We start from the raw sequence: 18365 nt of genomic DNA on the forward strand, positions 1-18365 counted from the left end.
TATATGTGTGCTGATCGGTGTCCTCGTCTGCTGTGTGCTGGCCGGGACGGGTACGGCATTCGCGGCCCCGGGCATCCCCGGCCTGCCGCCGCTGCCCGAGCCGATCGCGCGCCTGTTCACCCCGCCGGTTCCGATCGACAAGAAGCTGACCAGGGACTTCAGCGCGATGCAGAAGTCGATGCGGCGTTCGCTGCCCGGCAGTGTGGGCGTGGCGATCGTCCCGATCGGCTCGGACCGCGCGATCTCACTCGGCACCCTGAAGACCGGCCGGGCGTGGTCGACGCTGAAGGTGCCGGTGTCGCTGGCCGCGCAACGGCACAGCGGAGCCGGTGTGGCCGCGATGGAGAACAAGGCCATCGTCATCTCCGACAACGACGCCGCCGGCAAGCTGTGGGGTTCACTCGGCGGCGGGGTGGCCTCGGTACAGGCGGTGACCGCGGTACTGCGCGAAGGGCACGACGCGCGTACGCGGGTGTCGTCGGAGGCCGACAACCCGCCGTCGTATCCGGGCTACACGATGTGGGCGCTCGCCGATCAGGCGCGCTTCGGTGCCCACCTGCCGTGTATGGCGGGCAGCGAGACCATCATCCGGTTGATGAGCTCGGTCGCGCCCAATCAGCAATGGGGAGTCGCCCGGCTGGGCCGTGCCAAGGGGGCGGTGACGGCGGTGAAGGGCGGCTGGGGTCCGGCCACCGCGCGCTCACCCGGCTACCTCGTCCGCCAACTCGGCATCATCACCACCACCCGCGGACAGTTCGCCGTCGCGCTGGCGGCCGTGCCCCGCAGCGGCAAGTTCGAGGACGGGACCAAGATGCTGAATCGCGTGGGCTCCTGGCTCGAGAAGTACGTCACCACACTCCCTGTCGGGCGGTGCTGAGTCGGTCGGCTCAGTCGGGCATCGAGTGTCTGCCGGTGCGGCGCGGCGGCTTTGATTCGGCCGGTGTCGCCCCAGCGGGCGGGGACTCGGCCGAGGCGGCACCGGCCGGGCGGACGAGAGCGGCGGCGATGGCGGTGGTGAGCGGCACCGAGAGTGCGATGGCGATGCCGCCGACGAAGGAGCGGGCCAGTTCGACTGCCACCGCGTCGGTGGTGAGCAGCGATCCGAGGGGTTGCTGGGCGACCGAGAACAGCAACATGAGTGGCAGCGCGCTGCCGGCATAGGCGAAGACCAGGGTGTAGACGGTGCTTGCGATGTGGTCACGGCCCACGCGCATGGCCGCTCGGAAGGTGGCCAACCGGGTCGGCTCACCCGCGGCGGCCAGCTCGAAGGCGGCCGATGCCTGGGTGATGGTGACGTCGTTGAGCACACCGAGGGTGCCGATGATGAAACCGGCGAGCAGCAGGCCGCTGATCGAGATGCTGCCCTGATAGACCTGCAGGTTGGTGGTCTGGTCGCCGGATAGACCGGTGAGGTTCATCGTGCGGATCGCCAGCCAGCTGAGCACACCGGCGAGCACCAGCGAGGTGAGGGTGCCCAGCAACGCCGAACTGGTGCGCAGACTGATGCCGTGCGCCAGGTAGAGCACCACGAACAGGATGGCCGCCGAGGACACGACGGCCACCGCCACCGGTGACGAGCCGGCCAGGATCGCCGGCAGCGTGAACGCGCCGAGTACGAGGAAGGCGAACGCCAGCCCGATGATGGACCGGAATCCGCGCCACGCGGCCACCAGGACGACGGCGGCGACAAACAGGATCGCCCAGATCAGCGTCGAGGTTCCGCGCTTGAAGTCGAAGAAGGTGTAGCGGTCGCCGTCGGGTCCGGGGACGGTGGACAACCGGATGTGGTCGCCGTCGTGCAGGGTCGGCTGACCGGCCTGAGGGTCGTCGAGGGCGTCGGCGGGCACCGGGACCGCATCCGGCCCGGTGGTCGACTGCGCGCGGTTGGTGGGAACCTCCAGGACGGTGTATCGCCCTTGTGCCGCACCGGAATCCAGTCGCACGGTGTGCAGGATGCAGGGACCGTCGTCGACCGGGGTCACCGGGACATCGGCGGTCTCCAGGACGCTGCCGGCGACCGAGTTCAGGCATCCGGCGCGGAAATGGTCGACGACCTCACCGTCGACGGTGTGGATGGGGCCGCCGTCGGCCGACCGGAACTGGGTGGGGATCGGATGGTCGGAGTGCGACGGCCACAAGACCACGGCGCCAATTGCCACGGCCAGGCCCGCGACCGCCAACGCGCCGATGACGAACCACTTGGCGTAGGGCGACAGGACGTGCGAGATGTCGGACAGATGGCCGTGCCCGTGTCCGGTATGTGAATGTCCGGACGGATTCGGCTTGCGGACAGGGGATGAGGGCTCGTTGCCCGATGTCGACCGGCTCACGTCGACACCCTATGCGCATCGGCGCCGGAACATCAGAGCGGCAGCAGGATGTTCTTGACCGACGGGTCGGTGCGCAGGAATTCCTGGACGGCCGGATCCTTGAAGGCCGCGACGAGTTGCTTGATGTTCTCGGTGTCCTTCCACCGGGTTCCGATGGTGAGCTGTCCGGCGAACTCGTCGGGCGCCGGCGGCGCGAAGATCTGCTTGGCGATGTCGATGTCGGCGGCGAGGTAGTACTCGGTGTAGCCGACGGCCGCATCGAGGTCGGCCAGCGAGCGGGACTGCGCGGCGAAGTCGAGGAGCTTGAACTGCAGACCACGCGGATTGGTCGCGATGTCCTTCTGAGTGGCCTGCCACTTGTCGATCCCCGGCTTCAGCGTGATCAGGCCGGCACGTTCGAGGAGCCACAGTCCCTGGGCCTCGTTGGCGGGATCGGAATACAGCGAGACGGTGGCGCCGTGCGGGAGCTCGGCCGGGCTGCGGTACTTGTCCGACCAGATGCCGAAACCCCAACGGAAGACCGGTGTCGCGGCCTCCTCCTGGAAATCCGGGTTGGCGTCGAGCACCTGACCCAGCCAGAGCCGGTGCTGGTAGACGGTGCCGGCGACCTCACCGTCGCTGACCGCGCGATTAAGGGTGGTGGAATCCGACAGTCCCTTGAAGGCGACCTTGATCCCGTAGCGTGGCGCGACGTTGGTGGCGATGTAGTTCACGAGCGCCTCTTCGGCGGCGTTGCCCTCGGCGGTCACGACGGTCAGCGTGGCGCCCGCGGTCTCGTTGGGGGAGGTCTTCTCCGAGCCGAGGAAACGCCAACCGATCACGCCGGCGACCACGACGACCACCACGACGATGGCGGCGATGACGGGCCAGCGGCGCCGCCGGGCGATCTCGATGTCGCCGTCGGATGTTCCAGGTGTGTTCTCGCGTGTGGTGGAGCCGGTGGAACTGGACATGTCTGGGGGCCTCTCAGCGGTTGACGCGGCGGGACTTCTCGGGGGTGAGGGTGCGCACCAGTGCGTCGCCGACGATCTGGATCAACGCGACGGTGATGACGAGGACGATGATGGTGGCGATCATGACGGCGTGGTCGAAACGTTGGTACCCGTAGGTGACCGCGACGTAGCCGAGTCCGCCGGCGCCGATGGTGCCGGCGATGGTGGAGTACTCGATCATCGCGATCGTGTTGATCGTGAGGCCGCCGACGATATTCGGCAGTGCCTCGGGAATCTGTGCGGTCCAGACGATCTGGGCGTTCGAGCCACCCGACGCCTTGGCCACGTCCACCACCGATGAGGGCACCGAGCGCAGCGAGTTCTCCACGATGCGGGTAAAGAACGCGATACCCGCGATGGACATCGGTACCACCGCCGCGGCGATCCCGATGTTGGTGCCCGTGACGAATCGGGTGAACGGGATGATGGCGGTCATCAGGACCAGGAACGGTAGGGATCGGCCGATGCTGATCACCCACGAAAGAGGTTGGTGGAAGACGCGATTCTCGAACAGTCCGCCGGGTGCGAGGTTGTGGACGAGCGCGCCGAGCGGCACCCCGACGACCAGGACGACGGCCATCACGATGGTGACCATGAGGACGGTGTCGACAAAGGCGGGGATGAGCAGGTCGGGGATCTCGTCGACGGGCACGGTGATGGCGGCCGTATCCAGGCGGATCATGCGGCCACCTCCACCTGCGGGCTGTCGAGAACGCGGGCGGTGATGCCGAGTTGGTGGGCGGCGCCCACGAACGACGCGGCGTGGCCGCGGGCGACCGAGACGGTCAGGTCGCCGTAGGACACCCCGTCGACGGTGGACACGTTGGCCCCGAGGACCGCGACGGCGATGCCCAGGTCGGCGGCGATGCGGGTGAGCCAGTCCGCAGGTACTGCCGCGGAGTTGTAGACCACCGAGATCGCCGACTGGACTGTGGGGGTGTCAGATGGTCTGTGTAAGTCCAGTGCTCATCAGTGAGAGGAAGATCTATGAGCATGGCGTTAGACGACAAGCAGCAGGGCCACGACGATCATCAGTTGCCTGAGCTGGCCGAGCCACGTTCGACTGCGGAGGTGGCCGAGGCGTTGGCGGCTTCGGGCATGGTCGATGAGTTGTTGGCCCAGATCGATACCGGGCAGGTTCAGATCACCGGGGACGGTGGCCTAATTCCGGGTCTGATCAAACTCGCCCTCGAACGTGGGCTGAAAGCCGAACTGACCGATCACCTCGGCTATGACAAGGGCGACCCGGCCGGTCGGGAACTGCCGAATGCCCGCAACGGGTCGACCCCGAAAACGGTCGCCTCCGAAGCCGGTCCGGTCGAGCTGAACGTCCCTCGTGACCGTGACGGCACGTTCACCCCACGTCTGGTCCCCAAGGGGTCGCGCCGGCTCGGTGGCCTCGATGACATCATCATCTCGCTCTATGCCGGCGGCATGACGTTGCGCGATATCCAACACCACCTCGCATCCACAATCGGCACCGATCTGTCCCACGAGACGATCTCCAAGATCTGCGACGAGGTCCTCGACGCGGTCGACGAATGGCAGAACCGGCCGCTGGAGGCGCTGTACCCCGTCATCTATCTCGACGCGTTGGTGGTGAAGGTCAAAGACGGCGCCCACGTCCGAAACAAACACGCCCACATAGCGATTGGCGTCGACATGGCCGGTATCAAGCATGTGTTGGGGATCTGGATACAGGCCGAAGAGGGCGCGAGGTTCTGGGCCGGGGTGTGCGCGAATCTGGCCAACCGCGGCGTCAAAGACGTGCTGGTCGTGTGCTGTGACGGGCTCACCGGATTCCCCGAGGCGATCGAGGCGACCTGGCCGCTGGCCACCGTGCAGACGTGTGTGGTGCATCTGATCCGCAACGCGATGCGGTTCGTCAACTACAAAGACCGCAAGGAGGTGGCCCGGGCGATCAAACCGATCTACACAGCCCCGGATGTCGAGGTCGCCCGCCTCGAGTGGGAGGCCTTCCGCGACTCGGAGTTGGGTGTCAAATACCCCAGTGCAGCACAGGCTTTCGACCGGGCGTGGGACCGTTTCATCCCCTTCTTGGCGTTCCCACCCGAACTGCGCAAGGTCATTTACACCACGAACTCGATCGAGTCGCTGAACTATCAATTACGTAAGGTCATCAAGAACCGCGGCCATTTCCCGAATGACGTCGCGGTCCGCAAGCTGCTGTGGCTGGCGATCTGCGACATCGAGGACAAACGCGCCCGGCAACGCGAGAAGGAACGCGGCAAGCCCGCCGCCACCCGCAAAGCCCCCGGACGACTCGTCGAGGGACAGGTCGTGACGAACTGGAAACAGGCCCTCGGCCAACTCGCCCTGGCCTACCCCGACCGCATCGAACCCCACCTCACCTAGACCGCAACAGCAAGCACACAAAAATCAGGAGTCACGTTCTTACACAAACATCTTGACAAGCTCCCGACTGTCCGGGCACCGCGGACGCGCTCGGACCACGCGGCCGGAGTGCTTGTCCCAGAGCGGATTCGGGATCGAGGACGATGTCGGCCACCCGCCCGTGTTCGACGATGCGACCGTGCTCGAGCCGGCCGACGGTGTCGGCGACCCGTACCACGGTGTCCATTTCGTGGGTGATGAACACGACGGCCAGGCCGAGGTCGTCACGCACCTCGGTGAGCAGTCGCAGAAAGGTGTCGGTGGCCAACGGGTCGAGACCGGAGGTGGCCTCGTCGGACAACAGCACCGACGGCTTGAGGGCCAGCGCCCGGGCGATGCCCACCCGCTGGCGTTGCCCACCGGAGAGCTGATGCGGATACAGTCCGGCCTTGTCGGCCAGTCCGACCCGGTCGAGCAGCTCGGCGACCCGGTTGCGGGTGGAAACCTTGGTGGCGCCGAGGTATTCGAGGGGAAGCGCCACGTTGTCCGCCGCGGTCCGGCGCGAGAGCAGGCTCGCCGACTGGAAGACGGTGCCGATACGTCGTCGCGCCTCGCGAAGCCGGGTGGCGCCGAGCGAGGACAGATCCTCACCGTTGACGATCACCTTCCCCGACGTCGGGCGCTCGAGCAGATTGAGGCAGCGGGCGAGCGTGCTCTTACCGGCACCGGACGGGCCGACGACGGCGAAGATCTCGCCCTGCTCCACCCGGAACCCCACCTCGTCGAGGACGGTCGCCGGATTGGTGGAACCGACGCCGAACACCTTGGTCAGATCGACGGCCTCGATCATCGCAATCCTCCCGAGACCAGCCGCGCGGTGTGGCGGATCGAATCGTCGATGGTGGAGCCGGCACCGCCCGGCCGGAAGGTCGAGCCGCGATGATTGTCCGGCAGCAGGTCACCCCGTCCGAACAGCTTGTGGCGCAACGTTCCCGGCAGGTAGGTGCGGTCGTAGACCCCGCGTCGTTCCAGTGCGGGCACCACGTGGGTGACGATGTCCTCGAAGGAGCCCGGGGTGACGGCATAGGCGACGTTGAAGCCGTCGACGTCGGTGTCGCTCACCCAGTCCTGGAGGGCCTGGGCGACCTCGTCGCCCGATCCGATCAGCACCGGACCCATCCCGCCGATGCCGCCCCACGCGGCGATGTCGCGGACCCGCCATTCCTCGCCGCTCTCGGAGGCCTGACTGAACGCGGCGACGGCAGACTGGATGGCGTTGCTGTGCACGTTGCCGATCGGTTCGTCGATGTCGTAGGTGGACAGGTCGATTCCCATCCAGCCGGACATGAAGACCAGTGAGCCCTCCTCACTGGCGTAGGCGCGGTAGGCCTCCGCCTTGGCGCGGGCGGCCTCCGGAGTGGAGTCGGTGATGATGGTCAGCAGGGTGTAGATACGTGCGTCATAGGGGCCACGGCCGGCTCGGACGAGCTCGTCGCGGACCTTGGCGACGATGTCGGCGAGAATCGCCTTGGTGGGGGCGGCCACGAAGATGGCCTCCGCGTTCTCCGCCGCGAATCGGCGACCACGATCGGACGCCCCGGCCTGATAGATGACCGGCGATCCCTGTGGCGACGGCTCGGACAGGTGAATCCCCGGAACGGTGAAATGTGTTCCGCGATGGCCGATGTGATGCACCTTGTCCGGGTCGGCGAAGATGCCCGCCGCGCGGTCGCGGCGCACCGCGTCCCGTTCCCAGGAGCCCTCCCACAGCTTGTAGAGGACGGTGAGGTACTCGTCGGCCTGGTCGTAGCGGGCGTCGTGTTCGGGCTGGTCGTGGGCACCCATGTTGCGGGCCGCCGCCGGCAGATAGCCGGTGACCACATTCCATCCGATGCGTTCACGAGTGAGGTGGTCCAGCGTCGACAGCCGCCGGGCGAACGGGTACGGATGCTCGAATCCGGTGCCGGTGGTGATCCCGAAGCCGAGATGTTCGGTGGCATGGGCCATCGCCGAGACCAGCAACAACGGATCGTTGACCGGGATCTGGGCGCCCTGGCGGATGGCTGCCTCGTCGTTGCCGGCGTAGACGTCGTAGGTGCCGAGTACGTCGGCGATGAACAGGCCGTCGAAGCCGCCGCGTTCCAGCAGTGTGGCGAGGTCCACCCAATAGTCGAGGGTGTTGTAGTCCCACGATCGGTCGGCGGGGTGACGCCAGAGGCCTGGTGATTGATGCGCAACACAATTCATGTCGAAGGCGTTGAGCCGGATCGGGCGTCGGGCAGATGTCGGTTCGGGCACCAGGAGATGATGGAGACGATTCCGGCGACCGGCCACGGTTGCGCGCAGCCCGATCCTAGACTTGCTCCATGCGATCAATCGAGATTCTGCAGGACGGGCTGGCCCGGGTCGCCGAGAACGTGCACGCCGTCGTCGACGGCGCCGATCCGGATGTGTTGAACCGCGCGCCGGCCGAGGGTGCGAACTCCATCACCTGGCTGGTGTGGCATCTGACCCGCGTGCAGGACGCCCAGATCGCCGATGTGGCCGGAACACCGGAGATCTGGGTGAGCGGGGGCTGGGCAGACCGATTCGCCCTGCCGTTCGCGCCCGGTGAAACCGGCTACGGTCAAGACCCCGGCGATGTTGCGCGGGTCGTCGTCGACGATCCGGCGCTGTTGACCGGCTACTACGACGCCACCCATCGTGCGAGCATCGATTATCTTGCCGGACTGTCGGATTCGGATCTGGACCGGGTGATCGACGAGAACTGGGACCCGCCGGTCACCCTGGGTGTACGGCTGGTGAGCATCGTCGACGACGACGCCCAGCACATCGGACAGGCGGCCTACCTCAAAGGTCTGAACGCGCTGCGCCGATGGTGACCGTGGTGATCGCCTTCGCGATGAACATCCTCGTCGCGGTGGCGAAATCCGTGGCGGCCGCACTCACCGGGTCGGCGGCGATGGTGGCCGAGGCCGCCCACTCCTGGGCCGATGCGGGCAACGAGGTGTTCCTGCTGATCGCGGAGCGACGCGGCGCGCGCGGACGTGACCGCCGGCATCCGTTCGGGCACGGCCGGGAAACCTATGTGTGGTCGATGTTCGCGGCCTTCGGGTTGTTCACTGTCGGCGCGGTGGTGTCGATCATGCACGGCATCAGCGCGCTCAGTGACCCCGAACCCGACGCCGACTACCTCATCGGTTATCTGGTGCTGGCCATCTCTGCGCTGCTCGAAGGGGTGTCCTTTGCCCAGTCGGTCCGCCAAGCGCGCGCCGGTGGACGCCGGATGTCCATGTCGCCGTTACGTTTTGTGGTTCGGACGTCGAACACCACGTTGCGCGCGGTGTTCGCCGAGGACGCCGCCGCCCTGACCGGTCTGGCCATTGCCGCGCTCGGCATGGCCTTGCACGAGATCACCGGGGAGGCCTTCTGGGACGCGCTGGGGTCGATCCTGGTCGGCTGCCTGCTCGCCTACATCGCGGTGTTCCTGATCAAACGCAACAGCGAGTTCCTCGTCGGACAGGTGGCAATGCCGTCGATCCGCGACGACATGCTGCGCCGGCTGCGTGAACACCCCGACATCGACCGCGTCACCTATCTGCACGCCGAATACGTGGGACCGGTGCAGTTCTACCTGGTTGCCGCGGTCGACATCGTCGGAGATCTGCCCGAACACCAGCTGGCCTCCCGGTTGCGGAGTCTGGAAGCGCAGCTGGAGGAGGACGACGTGATCGTCGAGGCCGTGCTGACGTTGTCCACCGTGGATGAGCCGTCGCTGGATTGATCGTCGGATTCCGGGCCTCGGGCGTGTGCGCGTAGGTTTGGACCCGTGGACCTCCGTATCTTCACCGAACCCCAGCAAGGCGCGACCTACGAGGATCTGCTCCGCGTGGCCCGCGCGACCGAGGATCTCGGCTTCGACGCCTTCTTCCGCTCCGATCACTATCTGGCGATGGGAGTCGACGGCCTGCCCGGCCCCACCGACGCCTGGCTCACGCTGGCGGGGCTCGCGCGCGAGACCTCCCGGATCCGGCTGGGGACGCTCGTCACGTCGGCGACGTTCCGGCATCCCGGGCAACTGGCCATCGAGGTGGCCCAGGTGGATCAGATGAGCCGTGGGCGGATCGAATTGGGTTTGGGTGCAGGCTGGTTTGAGCGTGAGCACGCCGCCTACGGAATCCCGTTCCCGTCGCTCGTCGACCGGTTCGACCGGCTCGAGGAGAGTTTCGAGATCATCACCGGACTGTGGAACACACCGACGGGACGGACCTTCGACTTCGAGGGTGCGCACTACCAGCTGAGCAATTCGCCGGCTCTGCCCAAGCCGGTGCAGGAGCCGCGACCGCCGATCATCGTGGGCGGCAAGGGGAAACGGCGCACTCCCGCGCTCGCGGCACGATTCGCCGACGAATTCAATGTGGTCTTCGAGCCGGTGGCGGAGGCGGGTGCGCAGATCGGGCGGGTGCGTGCCGCTTGTGCCACAGCGGGCCGCCGGCCGGAGTCGATGCGGTTCTCGGCCGCTCTGGTGCTCTGCTGTGGGCGCGACGAGGCCGAATTCGGCCGTCGTGCGGCCGCCATCGGGCGTGAGCCCGACGAACTGCGTGCCAACGGTGCCGCCGGGACACCCGACGAGGTGGTCGCGACCATCGCGTCCTACCGCGCGGTGGGCGTGGAGCGTATCTACCTGCAGACCCTCGACCTCGGTGATCTCGATCATCTGGAACTCGTGGCTCATCGGGTGGCCCCGCAATTGAACTGACCCGTCTGCAGCCCGGCTCACCGGTCGAAGGCGGCGTGCATCTCCCAGAACAGGATCTCGGCACCGCCCTCGGTGCGAACGTCCAGAGCGTCGGAGTCGTTGGTGCGCACCGCATCCCCCTCGGTGAGCGTGGCCGACTCGGCGAGCCTCAGATCTTCGCGTGCGACGTAGAGATGCCCATGTGGCGCGGCCGGCAAGGTCACCTCAGACTCGGGATGCATCCGTGCGATGTGAAGTGCGACAGAAGAATTGGCGATCGAGACTGCGGTGCCATCGGCGTGGTCGGGAAGTCCGGACACCACCGTCACCAGCTGGCCGGACGCGAGTTCGTCGGTGAAATCCCGCTCGGCATAACCGGGTTCGAGTCCGGCACGTTCCGGCGCGATCCACATCTGGACGACACGCAGTGCCGCGCCGTCGAATCTCGACGCGGCATTGCCCTCACTGTGGCGGATACCGCGTCCGGCGGTCATCCGCTGTACGGTGCCCGGCCGCAGCTCACCGGTGTGCCCCGCGGAATCCCGGTGGTGCAGAGCGCCGTCGAGCACCCACGTGACGATCTCGGCGTCGCGGTGCTGGTGCATGTCCAGGCTCTCGCCGGCGTCCACCCGATCGTCGTTGTGTACCAGCAACACACCGTGCGCGTTGGCCACCAGGTCGAAGTTCCCGGTCGCCGGAAACGACTGCCAGGAGTCCAGCCAGGCGTCTCGCCAATGGTGCCGGTCCCCGGCCCGGATGATCTCGAGCGACATGAGCTGATCTCCCCGCAGACGTGATGGTTGGGTTCCGTTGGAGCAACCGGGATGGTCGCGGGATCTATTCCGCGGTACATGTCGATGGTGGATAATCACCAACTATGGCCGATAGGGGTACGCAGAGTCCGGGGAGTCGTCCGCCGGAGCGTCAGCGCATCCGCAAGCTCGCGCAGGCGGCGCTGAATGCCGACGTCACGGTGGAGCAGCTCACCACGATCATCGACGACATGGGTGAGACCATCGACGGGATCGGCGACACGATGGTGGGGATGAACTCCACCGTCGAGAAGCTCGACGCCACGCTCAACCGGATGTCGAACACCCTCGATCAGGTCGACGCCACGGTGGACCGGATGGCCGAGGTGGTGGCGCGGATGGAACGCGTGGTCGGACGCGTGGAGGCCATCGTCGAGATCGGTGAACTCGCGACCCGCCCGCTCGGTGCCCTCGAATCGGCCGGCCGCAGTGTGATCGCCCGGCTCGGAATCCGGTGAGCCGCATGGAGACACGGACATTCACCGGTGCGCACGGACAGCAGATCACCTACGACGTCCATCGGCCCGCCGGGACGCCGCGTGCGCTGGTGGTCATCGCCCACGGTCTCGGCGAGCACGGTGCGAGATACGCGTACGTGGCCGAGCGGTTCGTCGACGCCGGTTTCCTGGTGGCGGTGCCCGACCACGTGGGGCACGGCCGGTCGGGCGGCAAGCGTCTCCGCATCCGCCGGTTCGCCGACTTCGCCGACGACCTGGACACCGTCATCGATCAGATGGCCGGGGATCAGATGGCCGGGGATCAGACTGGGGGAGATCAGACTGGGGGCGAGTTGCCCACCTTCCTGCTCGGACACAGCATGGGGGGTGCGATCGCCCTGGATTACGCCCTGGACCATCAGGACAAACTGGACGGGCTGGTGCTGTCCGGGGCCGCGGTGGTCCCCGGCGACGATCTGCCGGCGCCGGCGATCGCGGTGGCCAAGGTGTTGGGCCGGGTGGCGCCCTGGGCACCCACCTCGGCGCTCGACTCGTCGAACATCTCCCGTGATCCGGAGGTGGTGGCCGCCTACGACGCCGACCCGCTGGTGAGCCGTGGACGTATCCCGGCCGGTCTGGGTGGCGGGCTGCTGTCGGCGATGCAGAGCTTTCCCGATCGCCTGCCGTCGCTGCACCTGCCGCTCCTGGTGCTGCACGGCGGTGCCGATGCGCTGACCGCCCCCGCGGGCAGTGAGCTGGTCGACCGGCTGGCGGGTTCGTCCGACAAGAAGTTGATCATCTACGACGGCCTCTACCACGAGATCTTCAACGAGCCGGAACGCGACGCGGTGACCGGAGACGTCCTCGACTGGCTCGAGGCGCGAATCCGGTAGGACTCAGGCGGTCGGCACCGGCGTGGTTGTGGTCGTCGTCGGAGCGGTGACCTCGGGTGTGACGTCGGTGCTCGGAGCCGGTTCCTCGGTGGTGGCCGAGGGCGCCGTCTCCGATGTCGTGTCCGGCACCCGCGGGACCTCGGTACCGGTGACCTTGTTGGTCAGGTCCGGTGTCGCGGACTCGGTGGCCGATCCGGTGGTGCTCGGCTCGGTTGCCGACGGTTCGGTTGCCGACGGTTCCGTTGCCGACGACTCGGTACTCGAGGAGTCGGTGGTGGAGGTCTCGGTGGTGGAGGTCTGGTCGGCCGCGAGGACCGCGGGATCGAGAACCGGCGACATGGCGGCCGCCTTCTGTGCGGCAACGGTGGCCTTGACCGAACCCTGCGGATCGGGGGTGCCCTCGGCCGAGACTACCTGGGTCTTGGTGGTCACCGGCGGATTGTTCCGCAGCGCCTCGAGCACATGGGGTTTGCCGTCGGCGAGGGCGCGGCCCCAGTTCTCCCAGGTGTGCCCGCCGTAGTTGGGCAGCGAGATCACCGACGCACCGCTCTGCGCGGCCTGCATCTGGAAGAGCACCGTCGATACCGCCGACAGGATCTCCAGCGCGATGGCGCTGATCTGATCCTGGGGGGAGAGCTTCTTCATCTCCGACGCGGTGAGGAAGCCGTTGCCCGAGGAGATGATCAGGACCTGACCGTTCTCCTTGAGCTTGGCGACGTTCTTGGACGGATCGTTGTCGGCCCACCGCTGGCTACCGGGCGTGCCCCACATGTTGAGGATGCCGTTGGTGTAGTTGGAGACCATCGTCTGGGAGGCGAAGACCCCGGCGTAGCCGATGGGGTTGTCGGTCTGGTAGTACCCCGACATCGCCTGGACGACCTTGAACTGCTCGGGATGACGCTCGGCCAGGGTGACGGCCGGTCCGCCCGACATCGAGAGTCCGACGATCGCGTTGTTGTTGGGGCTGACGCCGAAGTTCTCCTGCAGGTAGTCCGGCAGCTCGGAGGTCAGGAAGGTCTCCTGCTTGATCGTCTTGTTGTCACCGCCGGCCCCGCCGTCCCAATCGGTGTAGAACGACGACGCCCCGCCGACCGGCATGACCAGGGTGGTGTCGGTGCGGCCGTCATAGACCTTGGCGGCCTGCACGTCGGTGGTCCACGCCGACCGGTCTTCACCGGCGCGCATGCCGTCGAGCAGATAGATGCCCTGGTTGCTGCCGTTGGACGCACGGATCTGGACGATGACGTACTTGTTCTGCGACTTCGACCAGACCTTGCAGTTCTGCACGTAGTTGCCGGATTTGTCCCACGTGCAGCCTGGACGCAATATGTCGGGGTGTCCGGCGAGCGCGCGGGCCGGATTGGTCGCGGAGAACAGCGAACTCGCCGCGAACAGCGCCAGGGTGAGGATGGCCACCACGGACACGCCGGTGATGATGCGGCCGCGCGGGCTCAACGTTGTGGACGACATAGAACTCCTGACAGCTGCGGCACGGCGAGAAAACTGTGCCGGGGATGCTCGGAATGTCGTCGGCGAAGCGGCCGGTGTTACAAACCCGCCACCGTCCGTTGGGGTTTGGACGGTGGCGGGTGTGGGACGGGTGGGTCAGGCGCTGTAGCCGAGCAGCGACTTCACCTCGAGGAACTCGTCGAAGGCGTAGTCGCCCCACTCTCGGCCGTTGCCGCTCTTCTTGTAGCCGCCGAATGGTGCGACGGGGTCCACCTGGGCGCCGTTGAGCGAGATGGAACCAGCCCGGATCTGCGAGCCGATACGACGGACCTCGTCGATGTCGGCGCCGGACACGTAGCCGGCCAGCCCGTACTCGGTGTCGTTGGCGATCTTGATCGCCTCGTCGACCGAGTCATAGCCGATGATCACCAGGACCGGACCGAAGACCTCGGTCCGCGCGATCTCCATGTCGTTGGTGACGTTGGTGAACACGGTCGGCTTGACGTAGTAGCCGGTGGGCAGGTCGTCGGGGCGTCCGGGACCGCCGACCACGGCGGTCGCCCCGTCGGCGATGGCGCGTTCGATGAGGCCCTGGATCTTGTCGAACTGGGCCTCGGAGACCACCGGGCCGAGCATGACGCCGGTGGTGGGGTCGCCCACGGTGAAGTTCGGGGCGGTCGCCTTGATGACCTCGGCGGCCTCATCGATCCGGTGCGACGGGATGAGCATGCGGCTCGGTGCGTTACAGGACTGGCCGGAGTTGAGCATCATCGTGGCGAAGCCACCGGCGACGTTCTCGGCGAACTTGTCGTCGTCGAGGATGACGTTGGGGCTCTTGCCGCCGAGTTCCTGGGCGACACGCTTGACGCTGGGGGCCGCGCTCTTGGCGACCTCGATGCCGGCGCGGGTGGAACCGGTGAAGGAGATCATGTCGATCCCCGGGTGGCTGGCGAGCGCATTGCCCACGCCGGGACCGTCGCCGTTGACGAGGTTGAACACTCCGTCGGGTACCCCGGCGGCGTCGAAGATCTCCGCGACGATCGCGGCGCTGAACGGCGCCACCTCGGACGGCTTGAGGACCATGGTGCAGCCCATCGCCAGTGCCGGCGCGACCTTGCACATGACCTGGTTCAGCGGCCAGTTCCACGGGGTGATGAAGCCGCACACGCCGACCGGTTCCTTGACGATGCGATGCGATCCGCGGTCGTCGGAGAACTTGTACTCGGGGAGTGCGGCAGCGGCGGTCATCAAGTGGCCCAGGCCGATCGGGACCTGGGCGGCGTTGGTCAGGCCGGTCGGCGACCCCATCTCCTCGGTGACCGCGGCGGCCAGGTCACCCATCCGGTTCTGGTATTCGGCGACGATCGCGTTGAGAACCGCGACCCGCTCGTCGACGGTGGTCTGTCCCCAGGTGGCGAAGGCGCGCCGGGCGGCGTCGACGGCGGCATCGACGTCGGCGGCACCACCGAGTGCGACCTGTCCGGCCGCCTTCTCGGTGGCGGGGTTGATGACGTCGATCAGGTTGAGCTCGGCGGGCTCGACCCACTGGCCGTCGATGTAGAACTTGTTGATCTCGCGCATGCTGCCTCCGGAGTGATCCACAGTTGTACTGATCACAACTGTTGTCTGTTTCACACTCTATGTCATCTGTTCTCACATCGAGACCGACCTGGGCGGTCCGATGTTCTACGTTCGAGACATGATCCTCATCGTCGTGAAATGGCCCATCAAACCCGAATACGCCGATCAGTGGCCCGAGCTGTCGGCCGAGTTCACCGAGGCCACGCGGGCCGAACCCGGCTGTAAGTGGTTCGACTGGTCACGCAGCCTCGACGACCCCAACACCTACGTTCTCGTGGAGGCCTTCGAGGACGACGCCGCCGAGGCACACGTGACGTCGAATCATTTCAAGCAGGCGCAGGCGGAGCTCCCCAAGTACCTGGCCGCGACGCCGGACATCATCAACACCACGATCGCCGATGACGATTGGTCCAAGCTCGGGGAGATGCAGGTCGATTAGGCGCGCGTGCCGACGGCGTCCTCGTCGTGCTCGGGTGTCTCCTGCGTCTTGAGGGCCTCGCCTTCGACGTCGACGTTGGGCAGGAGGCGATCGAGCCAGCGCGGTAGCCACCACGCCTTGTCGCCTAGCAGCGTGAGCACCGCGGGCATCAGCGTCATCCGGACCACGAAGGCGTCGAAGAACACCGCGGCCGCCAGGGCGAAGCCCATCACCTTGATGAAGGCCATGTCCTGCAGCATGAAGGCGGCGAACACCGAGATCATGATGGCGGCCGCCGCGGCAACCACCCGCGCGCTGTGCCGGTAGCCGACGATCACGGCCTGCTTGGCGTCGGCGCCGTGGACGTAGGCCTCGCGCATTCGGGTCACCAGGAACACCTGATAGTCCATCGCCAGGCCGAACACGATGCCCACCATCATGATCGGCAGGAACGACACCACCGGCTGCGGATTGTTCACGATGCCCAGGGCGCCGTCGGTGAACAGCGCCACGGTCACGCCGAAGGTCGCGGCAACGCTGAGCAGGAACCCGAGGGCCGCGGTGAGCGGCACCAGGATCGAGCGGAACACGATGATCAGCAAGATGAACGCGAGGCCGACCACCACCAGCAGGTAGGGCAGCAGCGAGCCCGAAAGACGATCGGACACATCGAGTTCGATGGCAGTCTGCCCGGTCACGCCGTAGCTGACCCCGGTGGTGCGCTGGACGGTGGATTCCATCGAGCGCAGGGTTTCGACGAGCTGATGGGTGGCCTCGTCGTCGGGGGCGTGCGAGGGCAGCACGTTGATCACCGCGGTGTCGCGGGACGGGGTGAGACCGTCGGCTCCGATCCATGCGGTCGCGACACCGTCGACGTTCTTCAGGTCGTCGACGAGGGTGTTGTAGGTGCGGACCCGTTCGGCCGGGCCGTCGATGGAGCGGCCGTCGGCCACCACCACGAGCGGACCGTTGTAACCGGGGCCGTACTTGTCCGATACCAGGTCGTAGGCCTGACGCTGGGTGGTCGACGGATCCGACGTCCCGTCGTTGGGCAACGCCAGTTTGAGGCCGGCCATCGGGATCGCCAGTGCCAGAAGAACTATCACGATGCCGCCGGTGACCAGACGCGGGTGGTCCACCACGCGGCGCACCCACCGCTGTCCGTTGTGCACCCGGGCCGGGTCATGCGGGCCCACGTCGGGTGCGTTGAGGAAGCCGAGCCGGCCCGCAAAGGTCTTGCCGCCGAACACCCCGAGGATCGCGGGCAGCAGCGTGAGAGCGACGAGGACGGCGACGATCACGGTGCCGGCGGCAGCGATACCCATCGCGGTGAGGAACGGGATGTTGACGATGGCCAGTGCGGCCAGCGCGATCACGACGGTGCTGCCGGCGAAGACGACGGCCGACCCCGCGGTACCCACGGCACGTCCGGCCGCCTCCGCTCGGCTCGAGGTTTGGTGCATCTCGTGGCGGTAGCGGGACACGATGAACAGTGCGTAGTCGATGCCCACCGCGAGCCCGATCATGGTCGCGAGAATCGGTGTCTCACTGCTGAGATCGAAGAAGTAGGTGCCGACCGAGACGCCCAGCATGCCGATCGCGACACCGACGATCGCGGTGACGATGGGCATACCCCAGGCGACGAGGGAGGCGAAGGTCAGGATCAGGATCAGGGCGCCCACGGCGATGCCGATGAGCTCCGAGGTCATGCCGAGTTCGCTGGCGGTGGTCGCCGAGCCCTTCATGGCCACGGTGAGACCGGCGGCCCGGGCGTCGTCGGCGATGGATTCCAGGCGGTCCATGGTGCTCTGGCTGAGGTCCGAAGCGGTCTCGACGGAGAACGAGGCGCCGAGCTGGGCGGCAGCGTTGTCGGCACTGATCGGTGACAACGCCTGGGCGACGTCGGCCGCCTGCTGTGGCGACTTGCCGAAGATCTGTTCCTGGCTTGCCGCGACCAGCGACCGCAGTTTGCCCGGATTCTGTTGCGTCCCATACGTGGTGAAGGGGCTTTCGATGCTCGCGGGGTCCTTCACCTGATCGATCCCGCGCAGCGAGTCGACCATCTGACCGATGGCCTGCTGATAGCGGGGTTCGGTCAGCGACGACCCCTTGGGCGCCGCGACGACGTAGGTGACCTCGACGCTGTCGCCGAACTTCGGCTTGTCCGGGAAGCGCTCCACCATCAGGTTCTGGGCCTGCTCCGACGGGATGCCGGGAATGGAGAAGGATTCCGAGGTCGGCTTCGCCAGCAGGCTCGCGCCGACACCCATACCGATCAGGACGAGCACCCAGATGGCGATCGTCTTGAACCGATTGGCATACGCCCATCGCCCCACTTTGTAGAGGTAGGTTGCCACGTT

Annotated in this window: 17 protein-coding genes and 1 pseudogene; 8 read left to right on the forward strand and 10 right to left on the reverse strand. The window is 66.8% G+C overall.

Annotation, left to right across the window (positions count from 1 at the left end; all coding sequences use genetic code 11):
* Positions 1-7 precede the first annotated feature (7 nt).
* Positions 8-877, forward strand: a complete 870-nt coding sequence (locus GBRO_RS07775; RefSeq protein ID WP_041919793.1) for a serine hydrolase — start codon at positions 8-10, stop codon at positions 875-877.
* A 10-nt stretch (positions 878-887) separates the two neighbouring features.
* Here the strand turns inward: GBRO_RS07775 and GBRO_RS07780 are convergent, their stop codons facing one another.
* Genes GBRO_RS07780 through GBRO_RS07795 form a run of 4 tightly spaced genes read right to left on the reverse strand, consistent with a single transcriptional unit; the run spans position 888 to position 4234 of the window.
* Positions 888-2330 carry a YibE/F family protein gene (locus GBRO_RS07780; RefSeq protein WP_012833428.1) on the reverse strand — a complete coding sequence of 481 codons (1443 nt, stop codon included), beginning with the start codon at positions 2328-2330 and terminating at the stop codon, positions 888-890.
* 32 nt (positions 2331-2362) lie between these two features.
* Positions 2363-3283 carry a MetQ/NlpA family ABC transporter substrate-binding protein gene (locus GBRO_RS07785; RefSeq protein WP_012833429.1) on the reverse strand — a complete coding sequence of 307 codons (921 nt, stop codon included), beginning with the start codon at positions 3281-3283 and terminating at the stop codon, positions 2363-2365.
* A 13-nt stretch (positions 3284-3296) separates the two neighbouring features.
* A complete protein-coding gene (locus GBRO_RS07790; protein ID WP_012833430.1) occupies positions 3297-4004 on the reverse strand; it encodes a methionine ABC transporter permease in 708 nt (235 codons plus the stop codon).
* The gene (locus GBRO_RS07795; RefSeq protein WP_041919794.1) at positions 4001-4234 is read right to left on the reverse strand and encodes an NIL domain-containing protein; all 234 of its coding nucleotides are present in this window, start codon (positions 4232-4234) and stop codon (positions 4001-4003) included. The genes GBRO_RS07790 and GBRO_RS07795 overlap by 4 nt, the downstream gene beginning before the upstream one ends.
* A gap of 75 nt (positions 4235-4309) precedes the next feature.
* Between GBRO_RS07795 and GBRO_RS07800 the strand changes: the two genes are divergently transcribed.
* Complete coding sequence (locus GBRO_RS07800; RefSeq protein ID WP_012833431.1) at positions 4310-5698, forward strand: IS256 family transposase; 1389 nt, start codon at positions 4310-4312, stop codon at positions 5696-5698.
* 64 nt (positions 5699-5762) lie between these two features.
* Here GBRO_RS07800 and GBRO_RS07805 read toward each other — a convergent pair.
* Together GBRO_RS07805 and GBRO_RS07810 are read right to left on the reverse strand one after the other, a co-directional pair.
* Positions 5763-6527 (reverse strand): annotated as a pseudogene (locus tag GBRO_RS07805) (methionine ABC transporter ATP-binding protein); the annotation flags it as partial.
* Complete coding sequence (locus GBRO_RS07810) at positions 6524-7975, reverse strand: LLM class flavin-dependent oxidoreductase (protein WP_012833432.1); 1452 nt, start codon at positions 7973-7975, stop codon at positions 6524-6526. The gene GBRO_RS07810 and the pseudogene GBRO_RS07805, both read right to left, overlap by 4 nt.
* A gap of 68 nt (positions 7976-8043) precedes the next feature.
* Here GBRO_RS07810 and GBRO_RS07815 point away from each other — a divergent pair, with 68 nt between their 5' ends.
* The 3 genes from GBRO_RS07815 to GBRO_RS07825 are packed head-to-tail and all read left to right on the forward strand — an operon-like array spanning position 8044 to position 10436.
* Positions 8044-8559, forward strand: a complete 516-nt coding sequence (locus tag GBRO_RS07815) for a mycothiol transferase (RefSeq protein ID WP_012833433.1) — start codon at positions 8044-8046, stop codon at positions 8557-8559.
* Entirely contained in the window at positions 8553-9461 is a 909-nt protein-coding gene (locus GBRO_RS07820; RefSeq protein ID WP_012833434.1) for a cation diffusion facilitator family transporter, read from the forward strand. The genes GBRO_RS07815 and GBRO_RS07820 overlap by 7 nt, the downstream gene beginning before the upstream one ends.
* 45 nt (positions 9462-9506) lie before the next feature.
* A complete protein-coding gene (locus GBRO_RS07825; protein WP_012833435.1) occupies positions 9507-10436 on the forward strand; it encodes an LLM class F420-dependent oxidoreductase in 930 nt (309 codons plus the stop codon).
* Positions 10437-10453: 17 nt separating this feature from the next.
* Here the strand turns inward: GBRO_RS07825 and GBRO_RS07830 are convergent, their stop codons facing one another.
* A complete protein-coding gene (locus tag GBRO_RS07830) occupies positions 10454-11188 on the reverse strand; it encodes a pirin family protein (protein ID WP_012833436.1) in 735 nt (244 codons plus the stop codon).
* A 104-nt stretch (positions 11189-11292) separates the two neighbouring features.
* Between GBRO_RS07830 and GBRO_RS07835 the strand changes: the two genes are divergently transcribed.
* Both GBRO_RS07835 and GBRO_RS07840 read left to right on the forward strand, forming a co-directional pair.
* Positions 11293-11685, forward strand: coding sequence for a hypothetical protein (locus GBRO_RS07835; protein WP_012833437.1), 393 nt, complete (start codon positions 11293-11295; stop codon positions 11683-11685).
* A 5-nt stretch (positions 11686-11690) separates the two neighbouring features.
* A complete protein-coding gene (locus tag GBRO_RS07840) occupies positions 11691-12557 on the forward strand; it encodes an alpha/beta hydrolase (protein WP_012833438.1) in 867 nt (288 codons plus the stop codon).
* 3 nt (positions 12558-12560) lie between these two features.
* On the opposite strand, the gene GBRO_RS07845 is transcribed toward GBRO_RS07840, so the two are convergent.
* Entirely contained in the window at positions 12561-14027 is a 1467-nt protein-coding gene (locus tag GBRO_RS07845) for an alpha/beta hydrolase (RefSeq protein ID WP_012833439.1), read from the reverse strand.
* 135 nt (positions 14028-14162) lie between these two features.
* A complete protein-coding gene (locus GBRO_RS07850; protein ID WP_012833440.1) occupies positions 14163-15587 on the reverse strand; it encodes an aldehyde dehydrogenase family protein in 1425 nt (474 codons plus the stop codon).
* Between the two features lie 118 nt (positions 15588-15705).
* Between GBRO_RS07850 and GBRO_RS07855 the strand changes: the two genes are divergently transcribed.
* Entirely contained in the window at positions 15706-16026 is a 321-nt protein-coding gene (locus GBRO_RS07855; protein WP_041920329.1) for a putative quinol monooxygenase, read from the forward strand.
* On the opposite strand, the gene GBRO_RS07860 is transcribed toward GBRO_RS07855, so the two are convergent.
* A complete protein-coding gene (locus GBRO_RS07860; protein ID WP_012833442.1) occupies positions 16023-18362 on the reverse strand; it encodes an MMPL family transporter in 2340 nt (779 codons plus the stop codon). The genes GBRO_RS07855 and GBRO_RS07860 overlap by 4 nt on opposite strands.
* Positions 18363-18365 lie beyond the last annotated feature (3 nt).

Origin of the sequence: Gordonia bronchialis DSM 43247, assembly GCF_000024785.1 — a bacterium.
Classification (GTDB): Bacteria; Actinomycetota; Actinomycetes; order Mycobacteriales; family Mycobacteriaceae; genus Gordonia; species Gordonia bronchialis.